The sequence below is a fragment of the Rhodococcus sp. MS16 genome, from assembly GCF_013277795.1.
Taxonomy (GTDB): Bacteria; Actinomycetota; Actinomycetes; order Mycobacteriales; family Mycobacteriaceae; genus Rhodococcus_F; species Rhodococcus_F globerula.
Window position 1 is genome coordinate 1 of the sequence record NZ_VBTM01000005.1, and the last position, 22,178, is coordinate 22,178.

Genomic DNA, 22,178 nt, shown 5'->3' on the forward strand with positions numbered 1-22,178 from the left:
CGCATACAAACCAACCAACAAATCAACCGACCGCCGAACAGCCAACCCCACCAACGACTCCGGCCCAACACCCAAACCAATCAAATAACGCGCAAACCTATTAACCCGCTCATCGAACTCCCCATACGAAAGCACCACATCCCCACACACCACCGCCCGCGAACCCGAAGAAACCCCCACCACAGAATCAAAACCATCCAACAACAACCCACCCACAACCGGACGAGACGTGTCGTTCCAGGTTTCGAGCACCAAAGCACGCTCAGGCGCGGTCATGATCTCGATGTCACCGACTGCAGTAGACGGAGTTTCACCGATTTCTGTCAGCAGAGTCTCGAGGCGACCCAGCAGGGCCTGCGCGTACGACTCGTCGAAGAAGTCGGGTAGGTAACGAAGCGTCAAGTGCAGTTGGTCGTCGAGACCGATCAGCAGGGTGAGCGGGTAGTTCGTGGAATCGTCGGAGGCGACGTCGTCGATCACCATGCCGTCCAAGAACTCTGCTTGCGCTGCAAGACCGTCACGGTCGACCGGGTAGGACTCGAAGATCACCAGAGTGTCGAAGAGTCCGCCGACGCCCGCGGCGCTCTGCACGTCGGTCAGGCCGAGGTAATGGTGATCGAGCAATCCCGCCTGTTCGATCTGAACCCGGGAGAGCAATGCCTCGACGGACTCGGCCAGATCCAGTTGGACACGCACGGGCAGCGTGTTGATGAACAGGCCCACCATCTTCTCGACGCTGTCGAGTTGTGGCGGACGGCCGGAGACCGTGGCACCGAAGACGATGTCCTGGCGACCGGTCATGCGTCCCAGCAGAATTGCCCAGGCAGCCTGGACGATCGTGTTGGCGGTAACGCCGGTCCTCGATGCCAAACCGGTCAATGTCGCGGTCACCGATTCGCTGAGCGAGATCTGCAACTTCTGCGACAGCGCACTGAATTCCTGACCAACGACGGTGGGAGCCAGCAACGTCGGCTCTTCGACGCCGCCCAGCGCTTTCGCCCAGGCATCCATGGACACACTGCGATCCTGCTGGACCAGCCACGCGAGGTAGTTCCGGTAGCTCAGTGACCGCGTCTGAGCGGGAATGTTCCCACGCATGGCGTAGTGGCCGAGGAGCGTCTGGAGCAGCAGCGGCATGGACCAGCCGTCGAGGATGATGTGGTGGTTTGCCACAACAAGGCGGTATTCGCTCGCCGCGATCTTGATCAGCGTGAACTTGATCAACGGCGGGTTCGACATGTCGAAGTGCGTGGCCTGGTCCTCGGCAAGAATCCGATCCAACTCGCGGCGTCGTTCTTCGCTGTCAGCGATTGTGGTGAGATCCAGTTCGCGCCACGGCACGTCGATGTCACCGAGAACTACCTGGACCGGCGTACCCGTTCCGTCGACCACAAATGCGGTGCGCAGGTTCGGGTGACGATCGATAATGGCCTGTGCTGCGGCGTGGAGGCGATCCGCGTCGACGCGGCCGGACAGCGAGAGAACCATCTGCACGGAGTACAGGTCGACGGTCGACTCGGCCATGACAGCGTGGAACAGCAGACCCGACTGCAGCGGAGCCAGCGGCCAGACGTCCTGCACCGCCGGGAAACGCTGCTCGAACCCGTCGAGATCCTGCTGGGTCAGCGTTACCAGCGGCACGTCCGACGGCGTGAGTCCGCCTGCGCCGACGGCCTGTGCGTGCTGCGCCAGCGCTGTGAGTGCTCCGACCCACAGGTCGGCCAGGGCTTGCACCTCGGTGGCGCTCAGCAATCCGTTCGGGAAGGCAAACGATGCTTCGAGCACCGCGCCGTCAGGGCCGTCGTTGACGATGGCATTGATGTCGACAACCTTGTTGGCCGGCATGTCCGGGTCTTCCGGCGCAGCGACATCGGAGAAGTCGCGTGCCGGAATCCATCCGAGGCCTTGCGCTGCAGCCGGAATATCCTCCGCCACAATGCGGCCCAGGTAGTTGAAGCTGACCTGCCCGCTGCTCAGCTTCGACAGCTCGGTGCGGGTGTCGTCGTTGACGTACCGCAGCAGTCCATAGCCGACACCCTTGTCGGGAGCGGCGAGCAACTGCTCCTTGACTGCCTTGATCGCCGCTCCCGCAGCAACTCCGGCGCCGAAGGCGTCGTCGATGTCGATACCGGCAAGGTCGAGGGCGACGGGGAAGGCCGCCGTGAACCAGCCGACGGTGCGCGAAAGATCGGCACCCGGGACGACGCCCTCTTCGCGGCCGTGGCCCTCGAGCTGGAGCAGTGCCGCTTCGGTGTCGATGCCCCGGTCACGCCGCCAGCGCACCAGTGCCAAAGCAAGTCCGGCCAGCAAACCGTCGTTGGCTCCGCCGCGGAACATCTCGGGCAGGGTGGTCAGCAGCGTCTCGGTGACGTCTGTGGGCACCTCCACGCGCACACGCTCGACTGTTGCCGCAACGTCGACGGAGGGGTCGAACGCACGCGAACCGAGAATGGGGTCCGGAGTCGACAGCGTCTTACGCCAACGTGGCAGTTCTGCCAGTCGCTTGTCGGATCGTGATTCCGCAGCCAGCGAGTGCGCCCAGGTACGCATGGACGTGCCCGTCGGTTCGAGCACGGGCACACTTCCGCCACTGCGCTGGGCCCACGCGGAAATCAAGTCCGGCACGATGATTCGCCAGGAGACGCCGTCGACGATCAGGTGATGCGCAGCCACGATCAATCGGCCGGTGCGTGTATCGCCGAAGTCGATCCACACGAACTGAGCCATGACACCGGCGGCCGGATCCAACCGGCCGAGAGCGTCGTCGAGAGCGCCCGACGCGATGGCCGTCAGCTCTGTATCCGCAATCGCGGGGTCCACCTGCACCCGGCGCACCAAAGAATCCACGTCGACGGTTCCGGGCGCGGACACAGCCATGCCCGGACCACGCTGATCATCGACCAGACGCGAACGGAACATGTCGTGGTGATCGATGACCGCAGTCAACGTTTCGACAACACCGGTCCTGTCGATTCCCAGCGGCAATTCCAACGTCAACAGCTGGTTGAAACGCTGGTAGCTGCCGGGCCGTTCGAACATGAAGCGCTTGATCGGAGTGAGCGGCATCCAACCGATGCCGCCGCCTTCGATCTCGGCGAGAACAGTGATCGCGTCGGCGTCGGAGCCGAAGACGGCAACCTCTGCCAACTCTGCCACCGTCTTGTTCTCGAACACGTCCTTGGGCGTGAAGAGAACACCGCGGGCCTTGGCCCGGGATACCAGTTGGATCGACATGATCGAGTCTCCGCCCTGAGCGAAGAACGAATCGTCGGTACCGATCTGATCGAGGCCGAGAACGTCGGCAAAGACCTCGCTGAGGATGCGTTCCATCTCGGTGGTGGGAGCACGGAACTCCTTGACCTCGAATACCGGCTCCGGCAAAGCCTTTCGATCCAGCTTGCCGGCCGGGGTCAGCGGCATGTCGGTCAGAACCATGATCGACGCAGGCACCATGTGCGCCGGCAGGGTGCGTGAGACGAACTCACTCAGATCCGCCGAGCTGACAGCAGATTCCTTGCCGACAAACACGTACGACACCAGTGCCGGAGCACCGGACGCCAGCGTGGTGCCCATCGTCGCAGCGAACTCGACGTCCGAATGTGCCGTAAGGGCGGCGTCGATCTCACCGAGCTCGATACGGAAGCCACGGATCTTCACCTGGAAGTCGTTGCGGCCCACATACTCAACCTGATATTGGTCAGTCCAACGCACAACGTCACCGGTGCGGTACATGCGCTCACCAGGCAGGCCGTGCGGGTTGGCAACAAACCGATCCGCACTCAATCCCGGCCGGCGATGATAGCCGCGGGTGACCTGAGGGCCCGACAGGTACAGCTCACCGGCAACACCAACCGGAACGGGCTGCAGACGCGTGTCGAGAACAAACGCGGCCATGTCGCCGATGGTTTCACCGATGGTCATCCGGTCGCCCGGCATCAGCGGCACACTGACATTGGTGACGATAGTGGTCTCGGTGGGGCCGTAGACATTGAGGAATGTGCGTCGACGGTTCGGCTGATCCGCCCACTTGGCCATCAACTCCGGCGAGTACGCCTCGCCGCCGACACCAACCACCTCGAGATCGTTCAGGCCCGACGGATCCATGGAAGCCAACGCCGCGGGCGTGATGAAGGCGTGTGTGACGCGTTCGGACTGGAACAGCGCAGTCAATTCGTCGCCGCCGAAGATCGACGTCGGGACGATCACCATGGCAGCGCCTGTCGCGACAGCCAGGAACAGTTCGAGCATCGACGCGTCGAAACTCGGCGACGCGAAGTGCAGCGTGCGGGAGTTCGGCGTCACCAGGTAGTGCTGTGCCTGCGTTGCACTGAAGCTCGCGAGGCCTGCTCCCGTAGCAACAACACCCTTGGGCAAGCCTGTTGTGCCCGACGTGTAGATCACCCAGGCCGGATGCGCCGGAAGGACGGGGCGCACACGTTCGCCTTCGCGAATCGGTGAACTATCCTGCGCTGCCATCAGTTCCGCGCAAGCAGCACTGTCGATCGCGAGCCACTCGACGGTGTCGGTAAGCCCTGCGAGTTCAGCTTCGAGAGTCAGACCGACCGAGACGCCCGAGTCGGAAACCATATGCGCGATGCGGTCGGCCGGGTAGTGCGGATCGATGGGAACAACCGCGGCACCTGTCTTGGATACCGCCCACACCAGCAGGACCGATTCGATGGAACGCGGAATCGACACTGCGACCAGGTCTTCGGCGCCCAGACCGTGAGCGATCAGGACGCGGGCGAGGCGCGACGACCACTCGTCGACCTCGGAGTAGGTCATCGACCGATCCTGATAGCGAAGAGCCTCGTTGGACGGGTATCGCAACGCGGTCTCGGCCAGGATGTCGGCCAACGGCTTGGGTTCGATGCCCGAGGACGCTCGGCGACTGGTCAATTCGATGCGCTCAGGCGCTTCGAGGATGTTGATGTCGCCGACAGCCTGCGTCGCATCCACGGCGACGGCTTCGACAATCCGAGTCAACCGCTCGGCGAAGGAGACAACTGTCCCCTCGTCGAAGAGATCCGTCGCATACGTGAAGGTCGCAGTCATTCCGTGACCATCGGCAGCTTCCACCAGGGTCAACTGAAGGTCGAACTTCGCTACGGTTTCCGCGATATCGAATTCGGTGATATCGAGTCCTGGCAGCGTCAGGTGATTCTGCCCCAGGTTCTGGAATGCCAAGGCAACCTGGAACAACGGGTTGTGCGCTTGCGAACGCACCGGATCGAGAACCTCGACCAGTCGCTCGAACGGCACGTCTGCGTGAGCGAAAGCCGCGAGATCACTCTCACGCGCCGACGTAAGCAGATCGAGGAAACGCATCCCCGGATCGACCTCGGTGCGCAGCACGAGCGTGTTGACGAACATGCCGATCAGTTCGTCGAGTTCGGCTTCGCCGCGACCGGCCACCGGGGTACCGACTGCGATGTCGGTGGTGCCGGACAACCGGGCAAGAAGTGTTGCCAACGCCGAGTGCATCACCATGAACAGCGATGCCTGGTGCTCGCGACCCACAGCGGCCAGTCCGCGGTGAACATCCGCGGAAATCGGGAAGCTGTAGGTGGCTCCCCGGCCGGTGAACACGGCTGGACGCGCGCGGTCACTGGGCAAGGTGATCTGGTCTGGAACTCCGTCGAGAGCCTTAGCCCAGTAGCCGATCTGCTCTGCGAGTACGGATTCCGCGTCACTCTCGGAACCGAGAACACCACGCTGCCACAACGCGTAGTCGGCATACTGCACCGGCAACGGCGCCCACGTCGGGGTCTGACCCTGTGAGCGGGCGTAGTACGCGGTCATCACGTCGCGGATCAACGGGCCCATCGAGAAACCGTCGGTGGAGATGTGGTGAATCACTATCGCCAGTACAAACGAGTCCTCGGCAAGCTGGAAGAGCTTGGCCCGCAACGGAACCTCAGCCGTGACGTCAAAACCTGATGAGACGAACTCCGTCACCGCCGCGACGATGTCGGATGCTTCGAGTTGAACGGGAGCCAGATTCACCGGAACTGCCGCCGCGGGCAGGATCCGTTGGTAGCCGATTCCGTCGACCTCGGGGTAGACCGTGCGCAGGACCTCGTGACGCTTCACTACGTCCATGACAGCGTCGTACAACGCCGCCTCATCCAACTCGCCGGTAAGCGTGATCGCCATCGGAATGTTGTTGGCTGCCGACTCGCGGTCCAATTGATTCAAGAACCACATGCGCTGCTGCGCAAACGACAGCGGTACCTGCGCCGGACGATCCTGCGCAGTCAGCGCCGCACGCGAACCACCACCGACATGAGAACCGAGGCGAGCGGCCAAACCCTCCACCGTCGACGCCTCGAACAACTCCCGCACCGACACCGCAGCATCCAGCGCCTGACCCAACCGCGACGTCACCTGCGTCGCGATCAGCGAATTACCGCCGAGCGCAAAGAAATCGTCATCCAAACCGACACGCGCAATGCCCAGAACGTCCGCAAACGTCTGCGCCACAACCTCTTCCACCACCGACGTCGGAGCCCGGAACACCGCAACCTGCAACGACGGAGCCGGCAACGCCCGACGATCCAACTTCCCGTTCACCGTCAACGGAATCGCATCCAACACCACAAACGCCGACGGCACCATGTACTCCGGCAACAACGAACCCACCGACACCCGAAGATCGTCGACCGAAACGCTCACACCCGCAGCCGGAACCACATACGCCACCAACCGCTGATCACCCGGAGAATCCTCACGAACAACCACCGCCGTCTGCGCCACCGACACAGCCGCCAACACCGCAGACTCGATCTCACCGATCTCGATCCGGAAACCACGGATCTTCACCTGATCATCAGCGCGACCCAGATACTCCAGATCACCAGCGCTGTTCCACGAAGCCACGTCACCCGTGCGGTACAACACCTCACCAGCAGCAAAAGGACTCGCCACAAACCGAGTCGACGTCAACCCCTGCTGACCCAGATAACCGCGAGCCAACTGCACACCCGAGACATACATCTCACCCGCAACACCGACGGGCACCGGAGCCAAACGCGTATCCAGCACAAACACCTGCAGACCCGAAATAGCCTGACCCACCACACTCGCCGACGCATCCGCCGCCATCGCAGCGTCCAGCACGCGATGGCTCACATGCACCGTCGTCTCCGTGATGCCGTACATGTTCACCAACGTCGGCGCGCTGTCACCGCGGCGGCCGTACCAGTCCGACAAGCGTCGAAGCTCGAGCGCCTCGCCACCGAAAACAACCCACCGCAACGACAACTCGGCGGCCTGTCCGGATTCCGACGCCAACCGGTCAGCCTCGGCTAACTGATAGAACGCCGACGGCGTCTGATTGAGCACCGTCACCCGCTCAGCAGCAAGCAACTCCAGGAACTGCTCCGGCGACCGCGACGTCACATAATCCACAACCACCAACGTGCCGCCGTAGAGCAACGGACCCCACAACTCCCACACCGAGAAGTCGAACGCATAACTGTGGAACATCGTCCACACATCCGACTCGTCGAACCCGTACACACTCTCGGTATTCGCAAACAACTTCGCCACCGTGATGTGCGGAACCTGCACACCCTTCGGGCGACCCGTCGAACCCGACGTGTAAATCACATACGCAACATTCGAGATACGCAACGGCGACACACGATCAGCATCCGCCACCACCGAACCATCGAACTCGGTCAGATCCACCGCGTCGATATCGACCACCGGCAGACCAGCAGGCAACACCAACTCACGCCCGGACCACGAAATCGCGCACACCGGAGCAGCATCGGCGAGCATGAACTCGATACGGTCACTCGGATACGACGGATCCACCGGCAGATACCCCGCACCGGACTGCACTACCGCCAACAACGCCACCACAAGATCAGCCGACCGCGGCAACGCCACCGCCACCAACGTCTCCGGACCACAGCCCAACGCAATCAACCTGCGCGCCAACCGATTCGACCGAACCGACAGCTCCGCATACGTCAACGACTCATCACCGAACCGCACCGCGATCCGATCACCGAACTCCGCAGCAGCACGATCGAACCACGCCGGCAACGTCGACTCCACACCGCTGTCGATACCATTGTCACTCCACGCCAGAACACGATCCAACTCACCTGAAGTCAGAACATCCACGTCGCCCACGGCGGCAGTCGGGTCCGCGACAACGCCACGGAGGACGGACACGAATCGATCAGCGAACTCGGCCGCTGTCGACGCGTCGAACAGGTCCGTCGCGTAAGTCAGGGTGCCGGACATACCGGCGTCAGCAGCGTCTTCAAGAGTGAACTGCAGATCGAACTTGGCCAGTGCTGCGTCGAATTCCACAGCAGCGGCGGTGAGTCCGGGCAGTTCGAGAGCACTCTCGCCAAGGTTCTGGAAGGTCAATGCCACCTGGAACAGCGGGTGGTGTGCCTGCGAGCGCACCGGATCGAGCGCTTCGACGATCCGCTCGAACGGAACATCGGCATGCGCAAACGCCTGCAGATCAACCTCACGCGCAGAAGCCAACAGATCCGCGAACGACATCGACGGATCAACCTCGGTGCGCAGCACCAAAGTGTTGACGAACATGCCGATCAGATCGTCGAGCTGCGCTTCACCGCGACCTGCGACAGGAGCGCCGATTGCGATGTCGGTTGTCGCGGACAACCGTGCCAGTAGCACGGCCAGTGCCGAGTGGACGACCATGAACGGAGTTGCGCCCGCCGCCTGACCTGTTGCTTCCACATCGGCCCACAACTGCGGGTCGATTACAAAGGCGTGGTTCGCTCCTTGTCCCGTTGCGATCTCGGGGCGGGTGCGATCACTCGGCAGGTCCAATTGCTCGGGCAGATCAGCCAGGGCGTCGGACCAATAGTTGATCTGCTGCGCGATGACGGACGTCGGCTCGTCCTCGGAGCCGAGGACCTCGCGCTGCCACAACGCGTAGTCGGCGTACTGCACCGGCAGCGGAGCCCACGTCGGGGTCTGTCCCTGTGAGCGCGCGTAGTACGCGGTCATCACATCGCGGGTCAACGGGCCCATCGAGAAACCGTCGGTGGAGATGTGATGCACCACGAAGGACAACACGAATTCGTTGTCGGCGAGCTGGAAGAGCCTGGCCCGCAACGGAACCTCGACAGTGACGTCGAATCCCTCGACGAAGAATGCATAGAGCTCCGCTTGAAGGTCGCCCTCGGCAATGCGTACGGTCTCGAATTCGATCGAGGCATCCTCCGGCGAGAGGATCTCCTGGTAGCCGACACCGTCGGTTTCCGGATACAGCGTACGCAGAACCTCATGACGCGCAATGACATCGGTAATCGCCGAGTGAAGCGCACCTGAATCCAGGTTGCCGGTGAGACGCACTGCAACAGGAATGTTGTTGACGGCCGACGCGGTATCGAAGCGGTTGAGGAACCACATACGCTGCTGCGCCAGCGACAACGGCACCTGCGCCGGACGCACCTGCGCGGTCAATGCTCGTGTGCCGTCGCCACCGACGTGTGCTTCGATGCGCGCAGCAAGTTCTTCCACCGTCGACGCGTCGAACAGCACCCGGACCGGAATCTTGGTTTCGAGCGCCTGCCCCAGACGAGACATCACCCGTGTCGCGATCAGCGAGTTACCGCCGAGCGCAAAGAAATCGTCATCCAGGCCGACCTGTTCGATTCCTAGAACATCGGAGAATACCTGCGCCACAGCCTGTTCCACAGAACTGACCGGAGCCCGGAACACTGCTGCCTCGAACGCGGGCACCGGCAATGCTCGCCGATCCACCTTGCCGTTGGCGTTGAGCGGCAGGGCGCCCAGCACCATGAAGACTGCCGGAACCATGTAGCCGGGCAAAGAGTCGGCGAGGCGCCGGCGCAGTTCCGTCTCATCGATCACGGCACCGCTGGCCGGCTCCACATACGCGACCAGCGTGTCCTCGATGACCGCGACCGCAGCCAGGGACACAACGTCTTGTGCCGCGAGCAGTGTTTCGATCTCACCGAGTTCGATTCTCTGGCCACGCAATTTCACCTGGAAGTCGGAACGTCCGACAAATTCGAGTGAACCCGAGCGCGTCCAGCGGACGAGGTCACCGGTCCGGTACAGGCGCTCGCCGGCTTCCGAGAACGGATGCGCAACAAAGCGCTCCGCAGTGCGAACGACGTCACCGAAGTATCCCCGGGCCAACTGAGAGCCGGATACGTACAACTCACCGGTAACACCGAGTGGTACTTGAAGCATTCTGGAGTCGAGCACCCACAATCCGGTGTTCCAAGCCGGGCCACCGAGGGGCACAACATCGCCGTCGAGATCCGAACTGCGATGGCTCGTGACCTGGATCGTCGTTTCGGTCGGTCCGTACAGGTTGTGGAGATCACTACCGGTCAGCGCGCGGAAGCGGGCCGCGAGAGCGCTGTTCAACTGCTCGCCGCCCGCAAACGTCGCACGCAAGGAAGTGGGCGCCGCAGTCTCGAACTCGTCGGCCATTGCTGCAAGCACCGATGGCACGAACTGAGCCACCGTCACCGATTCACCTGCAATGATACCGCTCAGGTATGCGGGATCACGGTGACCGCCGGCCTCCGCAATCACCATTCGAGCACCGACCATCAAGGGCCAGAACAGCTCCCACACCGAAGCGTCGAAAGTCGCGGGTGTCTTGTACAGCACAACGTCTGAAGGAGTAAGGCCGTAAGTGGCCTGCATCCACGACAACTGGTTGACAACGGCCGCCTGTGTGACTCCGACGCCCTTCGGACGCCCCGTCGATCCGGACGTGAACAGCACGTATGCCATGTTGTCCAGGCGCAGCGGGGCACGGCGCTCGTCGTCACTGATCTGCGCCGGCGAGTAACTCTGCAGGTCAAGGGTGTCGATACCGAGTACCGGCCACCCGGCGGGGACGTCACCGCGTTCGGAATCCGTGGTCAGCACGCAGACCGGCGCTGCCGACGCCACGATGTACTGATTGCGCTCGGCTGGCTGCTCGGGATCAACGGGAACATATGCCGCACCGGCACGGAGCACCGCGTACACGCCGATCACCTGATGGACCGAGCGGCGCATCACGAGCGCGACTCGCGAATCGGGGCCGACGCCGACATCGATCAGTTGACGCGCCAAACGGTTTACGTGTGCATCGAATTCAGCGTAGGTGAGAGCGAGATCGCCGCTGACTACTGCAAGGTCAGTCGATGAACCCGCCACTCCCCGATCGAGTACATCGACCAAGGTCTTGTTGTCCGTCGGCACTGTCATCCCGGCCGATACACCTGACAGCACGCTGCGTTCCACGTCGTCGACAATGTCGACATCGCTCGGCACCAGACTCGGATCGGCAACGAATGCCTGTGCCAACGCAACGAACTGCGTCGCCATAGCGGCCATCGTGGCTTCATCGAACAGGTCAGTCGCGTAGACCATCTGCACGTGCAGCCCGGCATCGCCATTCGTGGCGCCGACCCGTTCGGTGACCGTAATCGACAGGTCGAATTTTGCGCTCTCCGACTCCGGTTCGAAGGTCGTGACCTCGAGCCCGCCCAGCGTGAAGTCGACACGATCCAAGTTCTGGAAAGCCAACATCACCTGGAACAACGGATTACGTGACCTCGACCGCTCCGGATCGAGCACCTCGACCAACCGCTCGAACGGCACATCCGCATGCGCGAATGCGGCCAGATCGGTGCCGCGTACCTGGGTCAGGAAGTCCTCGAATGTAACGCCGGAACGGACCTCGGTGCGAAGCACGAGGGTGTTGACGAACATACCGACAACATCGTCGAGCGCGGCGTCTCCGCGACCGGCGACCGGAGTACCGATCGTCACGTCGTCCGTAGCGGCCAATCGAGCGAACAGCGACGCGAATACCGCGTGCACGACCATGAACAACGATGCGCCGTTTGCACGGCCCAGCTCGGACATTCCACGATGAGTCGCCGCGTCGATGTCGAAGGTATACGCATGTCCTCGACCCGAAGCCTGCGCCGGTCGTGGACGATCCGTGGGTAGTTCGAGCTGTACCGGAGCATCGGCGAGCGTAGCGGTCCAGAATCCGATCTGGCGTGCCATCGTCGACTGCGGATCGCCTTCGGAACCGAGTACGTCGCGCTGCCACAGCGTGTAGTCCGCGTACTGGACCGGTAGCGGTGCCCACGACGGAGCGCCGCCGCGAGTGCGTGCCTCGTAAGCGACCATGACGTCACGGGTGAGAGGTCCCATGGAGAAGCCGTCGGTGGAGATGTGGTGAACGACGAACAGCAGTACGTAATCAGCCTCGTCGACGCGATACAGCGCTGCCCGCAACGGAATATCCGCGCTCACATCGAAACCCGCCATCGCGGACGTCGTCACGGCAGTAGGCAATTCGGCAGCCGTCAGCGGCTGGGGTACCAAGTCGAGTGCAACGTCGGCAATCGGCAGGATCTCCTGATATCCGACGCCGTCGATGTCCGGATAGACGGTCCGCAATACCTCGTGCCGATCGATCACATCGAGCACAGCGGCGCTCAGCGCCACCACGTCCAGATCGCCGGCGATACGAATCGCGACGGGAATGTTGTTGACCGCGGATTCCGGTTCGAGACGGTTCAGGAACCACATGCGTTGCTGCGCAAGCGACAACGGGATCCGCTCCGGCCGGGTCTGCGGAACGAGCGGCGCAACCGCGCCGGAGCCTGCATGGACTTCGAGCCGAGCAGAAAGGGCTTGCACGGTCGACGCCTCGAACAGCGCCCGCACCGGTACCGTGGTCTCGAGGGCCTCGCCCAGCCTTGCGGCAACCCGAGTTGCAATCAGAGAGTTGCCGCCGAGGTCGAAGAAGTCGTCGTCACGGCCGACCGGCGAAACACCCAATACCTCGGAGAACACCTGGGCCACGATCGATTCAGCTGCGGTGACCGGCGCGACATACGCCTTGGCCGCGAAGGCCGGCGCCGGGAGCGCCTTGGTGTCGGTCTTGCCTGCCGTGGTCAACGGAATGGAATCGAGCACCAGGACTGTGTCGGGAACCATGTACCCGGTGAGGAATTTCGAGACGGAATCGATCACTGTGGCAGGTTCAATGGCAGCCCCGGCATCGGGAACCACGTAACCGACAAGTCGATCACCGAATTCTTCGTCGGTGTGGACTACTGCAACAGCCTGTGCAACTCCCTCGCAACGAGACAGTGCTGCTTCGATCTCGCCCAGCTCGATGCGGAATCCACGAATCTTCACCTGGAAGTCGCTGCGGCCCACGTACTCCACTGCGCGGCCGTCGATCCAGCGGACGACGTCGCCGGTGCGGTACAGCCGATCACCGGCGTCGCCGAACGGGTCGGCAACAAATCGACTTGCCGTCAGAGCGGGCTGACCCAGGTATCCCCTGGCGACCTGGATGCCCGACACGTAGAGCTCTCCTGCAACACCGACCGGGACAGGCTGCATCCGGTCGTCGAGGATGCGAGCGGACATTCCGCGAACCGGTCCACCGATGTTCATCCGGTCGAATGCGGTCAGCGTGTCACTGATATTGCTGGCAACTGTGGATTCGGTGGGACCGTATGCGTTGAAGAAGCCGCGTACGGAGCCGTCCGGCAGCGGTACGGCCCACTTGGCGACCAGAGCGCGCGGGCTTGCCTCGCCACCGACGACAACAACGCGAAGGGCGTCGAGGCCGGCCGGGTCCACCGACGCCAAAGCGGCGGGCGTGATGAAGGCGTGCGTCACAGCCTCGGAGTTCAGGATTTCTGCCAGTTCGGCGCCGCCGTAGACGGTGGTCGGCGCGATCACCATGGTCGATGCGGCGCCAAATGCCATGAGCAGTTCCAACACCGACGCGTCGAAGCTCGGGGACGCGAAGTGCAGGGTCCGTGCGTCTGCGGTCAACTCGTAACGTTCGACCTGTACGGCACAGAAATTCGCCACTCCGGCGTTGTCGACGACAACGCCCTTGGGCAGCCCGGTGGTACCGGAGGTGTAGATGACGTATGCCGCGTTTTCCGCGCGGACGACGCCCCGCAGCTCCTCGGCGCGAATCGGTGCGCCGGACTCCGCGGCCATGACAGGGTCTTCGAGCGTGATCCAGTTGGATCCGGCGGGAAGCGCTGACACGAACTCTTCCGTCGTAAGACCGACTGTGGCACCCGAGTCCGAGACCATGTGAGTGATGCGATCAACCGGATAAGTGGGGTCTACGGGCACGAAGGCGGCGCCGGTCTTGGCTACCGCCCACAATGCGAGCACGGAATCTGACGATCGCGGAATGGCAATGGCCACTCGATCTTCGGCGCCGACACCGCGGCCGATCAAGACACGAGCCACCTGGGACGAGCGCTCGTCGAGCTCACGGTAGGTGATCGTTTCACCGGCGTAACTGATAGCTTGCGCGTCCGGGTTCACGGCTGCGGCATCGGTGAGAATTCCGGCCAGTGTTCCCGAAATACCCTGTGCGCCGCGCACATCGGTCAGCTCGAGCCGCTCAGAAGACTCGAGAATATTGATGTCGCCCACAGCGACTGCGGGGGCAGCGACCACGGATTCCAGAATGCGCACCAGTCGGCGAGCAAAGCCCTCGACGGTGCCGCTGTCGAACAAATCGGCAGCGTAGGTGAACTCCGCGGCTATTCCCTGCAGTTCGCCGTGCACTCCGATGGACTCGGATACCGACAGTTCGAGATCGAACTTCGCTGTTGTCGTGTCGATCTCGGCAGCCTTGACTGCCAGGCCGGGAAGTTCCAGCTCGGTCTGCGCCAGATTCTGCAACGAGAGAACAACCTGGAAGAGCGGATGCCTGGCCTGGGACCTGGCGGGAGCCAGGACGTCGACCAACCGCTCGAACGGGACGTCCGCATGGGCAAATGCGCTGAGCGCGGCATCGCTCGACGCCGCAAGCAGTTCCGTGAACGGAGCCGACGTGTCGACCTCGGTGCGCAGGACCAGAGTGTTGACGAACATGCCGACCAGATCGTCGAGCGCTGCCTCGCCGCGGCCGGCGACCGGAGTACCCACCGAGATGTCCGATGTCCCACTCAGGCGGGCGAGCAGCAGCGCAAGTGCGGCATGCAGCGCCATGAACAGCGTTGCATTGTGCTCCCGTGCAAGTGAATCGAGGCGAACATGCAACTCGGGCGCGATGTCGAAGGCGAATCGTTCGCCGCGCATCGACGCCACATCGGGTCGAGCCCGGTCGGCGGGCAGTTCGATCCGGTCAGGCAGACCCGCGAGCGTCTCGCTCCAGAACGAGATCTGCTGGGACATCAGTGACGATGCGTCGTCTTCGGAACCCAGGACCGCACGCTGCCACAGCGCGTAGTCGGCGTACTGCACCGAAAGCGGTTGCCACTGAGGAACAATCCCGTCCTTGCGAGCCGAGTACGCAATCATCAGGTCGCGGCCCAGCGGCGCCATCGACCACCCGTCTGCGGCAATGTGGTGAACCATGATCGCCAGCACGTGCTCGGTGTCACTCAACGTCAACAGACGCACGCGGATCGGCACGTCAACGGTGATGTCGAGTGCTGTCGAACCGACTGCGGCAATGGCGTCGTCGAGTTCACCGGTGTCGACGGACACCACATCGAGACCCTGGAACACATTGTCGACGTCGAGAATCGACTGCACCGGACCGGATTCGGCATCCGGGTACACCGTGCGAAGAACCTCGTGCCGAGCCAGCACGTCCTCGAACGCTGCTTCCATCGCGGCGACGTCGAGATTTCCACTCAAGTGAAGCGCGAAGGTGATGTTGTACGCCGCAGACGCCGTGTCGTAGCGGTTGAGGAACCACATGCGCTGCTGGGCGAGCGACAACGGAATGCTGCTCGGACGCGGCTGCGCGACGAGTGCGGTGCGCCCACCGCTGCCCGCGTGTGTCTCCACCCGTGCGGCGAGTGCCTCGACGCTCGACACGTCGAACAATGTGCGGACCGGCACCGTGGTGTCGAGTGCAGCGCCCAAGCGCGAGGTGACCTGCGTGGCGACGAGCGAGTTGCCACCGAGAGCAAAGAAGTCGTCATCGAGTCCGACTCGTTCCACCCCGAGAACATCGGCAATGATCTGTGCGACGATTTCCTCGACCGGCGTTGTGGGCGCGCGGAATTCACGCACCTCGAACACCGGCTCCGGCAGCGCGTCCCGGTCGAGCTTTCCGACCGGAGTCAGCGGAACCTCGTCCAAGGCCATGATGACCGACGGAACCATGTAACTCGGCAGGGATTCACCGACAAAACCCGCGAGGCGTTCGGCGTCGAAACTCGCATCGCCTTCGAGTTGGACATAAGAGACCAGGGCCATGACTCCCGCGATGCCTTCACGGCCCAGAGTCACGGCGAAACGAACGTCCTCGTGTGCTGTCAGCGCGGCGTCGATCTCGCCGAGTTCGATGCGGAAACCACGCACCTTGACCTGGAAGTCGCTGCGGCCCATGTACTCCAGGACGCCCTGCTCACCCTCGCGAGAAGTGCCGGTCCACCGCACGACGTCGCCGGTGCGGTACATCCGGGAGCCGTCCGACGAGTACGGGTTGGCGACAAACCGCTCCGATGTCAGCGCGTAGCGATCGTGGTACCCACGGGCCAATGCCGCACCCGCAAAATAGAGTTCACCCCTGGTGCCGACCGGGACGGGGTGAAGTCGCTCATCGAGGACAAGCGCCGACATTCCCTCGACGGGGCGGCCGATGTCGATTGGCAGACCTGCCGTGAGGTGCCCGTACGACGAAATGATGGTGGTTTCGGTAGGACCGTAACCGTTGAAGTACTCGCGTCCCGGTGCCCACGTTGCCAGCAGTTCCGGTGTGGTCACGTCGCCGCCGACAGAGACTACGGCCAACTCCGGCAGCTCGGCTGCGTCCATCGTGCCGAGCACTGCGGGCGTGATGATCGCGTGGGTGACATGCTCGTCGCGCAACAGTGTGGTCAGTTCGGGGCCACCGATGATCGCCGGTGGAACGATGACAAGGGTGGCGCCGGCGGAGAATGCCACCATCCATTCGAGAACCGACGGATCGAAACTCGGTGAACAGATGTGCAGGAACCGGGACTCCTCGTCGACCCCGTACCGACGCTGCGCGGCATCACGAACACCACGGAGCCCGCCGTGGGTAACGCTGACACCCTTGGGCTTTCCGGTAGAACCGGAGGTGTAGATCAGGTACGCAACATGTTCGTCGCGCAGCGGCGTGGTTCGTTCGGAATCGACGACCGTGGCACCCGATTGGGCGTCGACGAGGTTCACGGTGGACGGATCGTCCAGTGCCCACCATTCGGTGGCGGCAGGCAGCTGTCCCAGGAACTCCGATGACGTCAAACCGATTCGTGCCGCGGAATCCGACAGCATGTGGCGAACACGGTCGTCCGGGTAGTTCGGATCTACCGGAACGTAGGCGGCGCCGGTCTTTGCCACTGCCCACACCGCGCGAACCATGTCATAAGACCGTGGAAATGCCAGCGCAACAGTGGTTTCCGGACCGATATCACGTGCAATGAGCGCCCGGGCCAACCGTGACGACTGCTCGTCGAGCTCACGGTAGGTAACCGAACGTCCCTCGAATCGCACTGCGACCGATTCCGGATCAGCCGTACCTGCAGTGAGGATGTCGGCCAGGCTCGCTCGCGGCATCGCGTCGTCGGACGCGACATAAGTGAGGTCGACGAATTCAGTCGGCGAGAGCAGTTCGAGATCTCCGACCGTGGTCGCCGGCCGAGCCGTGACCGCGTCGAGAATCCGGACGAAGCGAGTGGCGAACGTAGCTACGGTCGATGCATCGAACAGATCCGTGGCATAGGTGAAGGTAGCGTCCAGGACATCTGAATCATCGCTTCCTTCAGGATTTTCCGACACCATCAGCTCGAGATCGAACTTGGCGACCGGAACTTCCAGTTCGGTGGCGACCGCAGTGATCCCCGAGAACTGCAACTGGCGACGTCCACTGATCTCGGCGGTCAACGCGACCTGGAACAACGGATGACGCGACTGGGACCGCGCCGGATTCAGGACCTCGACAAGACGCTCGAACGGCACGTCCGCGTGTCCGTAGGCGCTCAGTCCCGACTCGCGCACCCGGGCAAGCAAGTCTTCGAACGTTTCGCCTGCGTCTACCTCGGTCCGCAACACCAAGGTATTCACGAACATACCGATGACATCGCTCAGCGCTTCGTCGCTTCGACCGCCGACGGGAGCGCCGACGGCAATATCCGAGGTACCGCTGAGTCGGCTGAGCAGCGCCGCATACGCCGTTTGCAGGACCATGAAGAGCGACGCGTTCTTCGAACGTGCCAACGCGTTCAATTTGCGCGTCGTGCGCTCACTGATGTGGAAGTGGTGCTTGGCACCGCGATTGGAGGCAACGGCCGGGCGGGGGCGGTCGGTCGGCAGATCCAGCTGGTCGGGAAGCCCAGCGAGTGACTCACGCCAGAAGGCGATCTGACGTGCAGACTCCGACGAAGGATCATCTTCGGATCCCAGGGCGGCGCGTTGCCAGAGCGCATAATCCGCGTACTGCACGGGCAGCGGCGTCCAGGCCGGTGCGGTGTGCTCGCTACGTGCGGAGTACGCGACCAGGAGATCACGGGCCAGCGGACGGAACGACAAGCCGTCTGCTGCGATGTGGTGCAACACCATGACAAGGACAAAATCGGTGGCTGTGACCTCGAACAACGTGACGCGCAACGGGATCTCGGTTGCCACGTCGAATCCGCGTCCGGCGATCTCGACAGCGGCGGCCTGCACCTCACGCTTGGAGATTCGCCGCGGAGTGAGATCGATGGACACCTGGTCGATCGGCAGAATCACCTGCTGCGCGGTGCCGTCGGTGTCGGGATAGAGCGTGCGGAGCGACTCGTGCCGCTCGAGAAGATCCATCACCGAGGCGTGCAAGGCCGCGGGATCGACAGCGCCGGTCAATCGCACCGTGAACGGAAGGTTGTAAACCGGCGTCGACGGGTCGAGCTTGTTGAGGAACCACATTCGCTGCTGCGCCAAGGACACCGGAATGACGTCGGGACGCGGCTTTGCGACGAGTGGCGCCAGCGGCCGAACATTTCCCGCCAGCAATTCGGCCCGCGCGGCAAGCGTCGCCACTGTGGTCGATTCGAAGAGCTCGCGCACACCGAGTTGGACACCCATCGCGGAGCCCACTCTGGTGACCACTTGTGTTGCCACCAAGGAGTTTCCACCGAGCTCGAAGAAATCGTCGTCGAGACCCACTTGCTCCACACCGAGGACGTCGGCAAAGACGTCGGCGACAACTCGCTCGGTATCGGTGCGCGGTTCCCGGTACTGCTTGGCGCTGGCGAAGACAGGTTCCGGGAGCGCTGCGCGATCAAGCTTGCCACTGGTGTTGAGCGGCAACGCTTCCAAGACCATCAGTGCAGCCGGAACCATGTACGAAGGCAGGCTTCGACCCGCAAATTCGCTCAAAGCAGCCGAATCAACGGAACGGCCAGGACCCGGCACGATGTAGCCGACCAACTGGTCGCCGGTCGGTGTCTGCACCACCAACACGACGGCCTGCGAGACGTCGGGATGCGCGAGTAGCACGGTCTCGATCTCGCCGAGCTCGATGCGCTGGCCGCGGAACTTCACCTGGAAGTCGGTGCGTCCGATGTAGTCGAGGTTTCCGTCGTCACGTCGACGCACGAGGTCGCCGGTTCGGTACATCCGTTCCCCGGCGGGACCGTAGGGGTTTGCCACAAAACGATCGGAGCTGAGGTCAGGTCGACCGACGTATCCGCGGGCCAACTGCACTCCGGCGAGGTACAGCTCGCCCGGCTGGCCGATCGGCGTTGCGCGGAGGTGCGAATCGAGGACGTAGGCCTGAGTATTCCACTGCGGCAAGCCGATCGGGACCGACGTAGTGTCGGACCTGCGCGCCTCGTAGTAGGTTACCGAGACCGCAGCTTCGGTGGGGCCGTACAGGTTGTGCAGATCCGCGCTGCACAGTTCACGGAAGGCCGTAGCCGTCTCGGGCGGCAATGCCTCACCGATGACAAAGACGTGGCGCAGTGAATCACATGACCCGGCAGGGGCATTCGCGGTGAACAAGGTGAGCATCGACGGGACGAAGTCCGTGACGGTGACACGATGCTCGGCAATCTTGGCAGCCACGTACATCGGGTCACGATGGCCGTCGGGGGTCGCGACCACGAGGGTCGCACCGACCCGCAATGGCATGAAGAATCCCCACAGAGACACGTCGAACGTAGTAGCTGTCTTCTGCAGGTATACGTCCGATGCGCCGAGGTGGTACTCGGAGTTCATCCACTGGAGCTGGTTGTTGATCGCCGCATGTGTGACCGCAACGCCCTTCGGGCGACCGGTCGAACCCGACGTGTAGATGACATAGGCCGTATTCGAATACCGCAGGGGCGACACCCGATCCGAATCCGTGACTGGACTGGTGTCGAGTTCCGCGTCGTCGAGTTGGTCGATTTCGAGAACTCGGGTTCCGAGCGGCAGGTCCACCTGATCCCGAGCGGTGGTCAGAACACACACCGGCCGTGCGGAATCGAGGATGTACGCCGTTCGATCTGCCGGATGGTCTGGATCGACCGGCACCCAAGCGCCGCCGGCCTTTGCAATCGCATACAGTCCGACCATGAGGTCGAGGGAACGCCGAATAGCCAATCCCACAAGGGATTCCGGACCAACACCCATGTCGATGAGCTTGCGAGCGAGGCCGTTGACCTTCGCGTCGAACTCCGCGTAGGTGAGTGAGCTCCCCTCGAAGATCAGCGCGGTGGCGTCCGGGGTTCGATCGACCTGACGCTCGAACGGCTCGGTGATGGACTGCGAAAGTACGTGGTACCCGGTGCGATTCCAGAGCGCGACTTTCTTGCGCTCCTCTTCGGACGCAATGGGCAGGTCCCACACTCGGCGAGATGTTTCGGCGGAGATGAACTTTTCGAGGAACTCGACAAAGCGCGAGTGGTTACGCTCGGCGACCGACGCCGAATAGAGGTTGGGATTCGACTCGAAGTCGATGTGCGTCCGGGTGTCGCCGACGCTCTGGTACAGGTTGACACCGAGGTCTTCGATCAAACCCGTTGACAGGATGTGTAATTCACCGACCAGTGGCCCGAAGGCAAGTTCGGTGGAGAACATCATGATGTTGATCCACGGGCCGAAGAATCCGCCCTGACCTGGTCCGTCACCGTCGCGGACCATGTCTTCGTGCCGGTATCGCTGATGGCGCAGGGCGCCCGACATCTCACTGCCAACAGCGTCGAGAAGTTCCTGGACGGTTGTCGTCGAGGTGATCCTCAAGCGCAATGGCACCACGTTGGACACCATTCCGCCGGATCGGCGGAGCACTGCCGTGGTGCGGCCCGAGACGGGCAGCGACAGCGACACGTCCTCGCTTCCGGTCATCTGGGCCAGGTACGCGGCAAACGCTGCGACCACCGTGCCGGCGACCGTCGTCTTCTCGACGCGTTCGAGGAATCGCGCGAGCAACGCTTCCACATGGTTGGACAGCGCCGCACTGTTGATGCGGCTGACCGGCGTCGGCGGGGCGCTGCGACCGGCCAGGCTCGAAATCTCGTCGAGGTCGGCGATCTTCTCGGCCCAGAAAGTGCGGTCGGTGTCGAACCGATGGGAATTGCGGTAGGTGTTGTCGACCTCGTACACGTCGCGCAGGTCGGATGCCTCGTTGGGCGTGGGCTCACGGCCTTCGACGCGGGCCGAGTACAACTCGGCGACTCGAGTGACAAATGTGGACGCGCCGAAACCGTCGAGGATCGTGTGATGGACCCGGGTGTACCAGTAGTAGCGGTCCTGTTCGAGGCGCAGGATGGTTGCCGAGATCAACCGGTCTTCGAGCATGTCCACGGGACGGCTTCGGTCTGCGCGCATCCACCGCATTGCCGCGTCGTGGGGGTCGGCCTCACTGCGGACGTCGACATAGCCGACCGAGTCGTCAAGGGTGTCGTCGATGATCTGGAAAGGCTGTGCATCGACTTCGATGATCCGAACGAAGGCCGAACCGATTTCGCGGCCGGCGTCGGCGCACGCCGCCCGGAGCACGTTCAGCTGCAACGCGCCACGAAGTTCGACGTACTGCGCGATGTTGACGGGGACGCTGGGATCGAGGTGCTGCGCGAACCACATACCGAGCTGTGCGGCCGAGAGTGGGAATGCGCCAGATCGCTGAACTTCTTCCGGCGAGCTGCCGACCTCCGACTTACCGCTCTCCAGTTTTCCGTTTCCCAGCGACTTCACGCCCA

At 62.9% G+C, this 22,178-nt stretch carries 1 protein-coding gene; it reads right to left on the reverse strand.

What is annotated here, in order from left to right:
• The coding region (locus tag FEZ60_RS12905; RefSeq protein ID WP_172936245.1) for a non-ribosomal peptide synthase/polyketide synthase at positions 1-22,173 on the reverse strand (22,173 nt) is incomplete at its 3' end.
• Between the last annotated feature and the right edge of the window lie 5 nt (positions 22,174-22,178).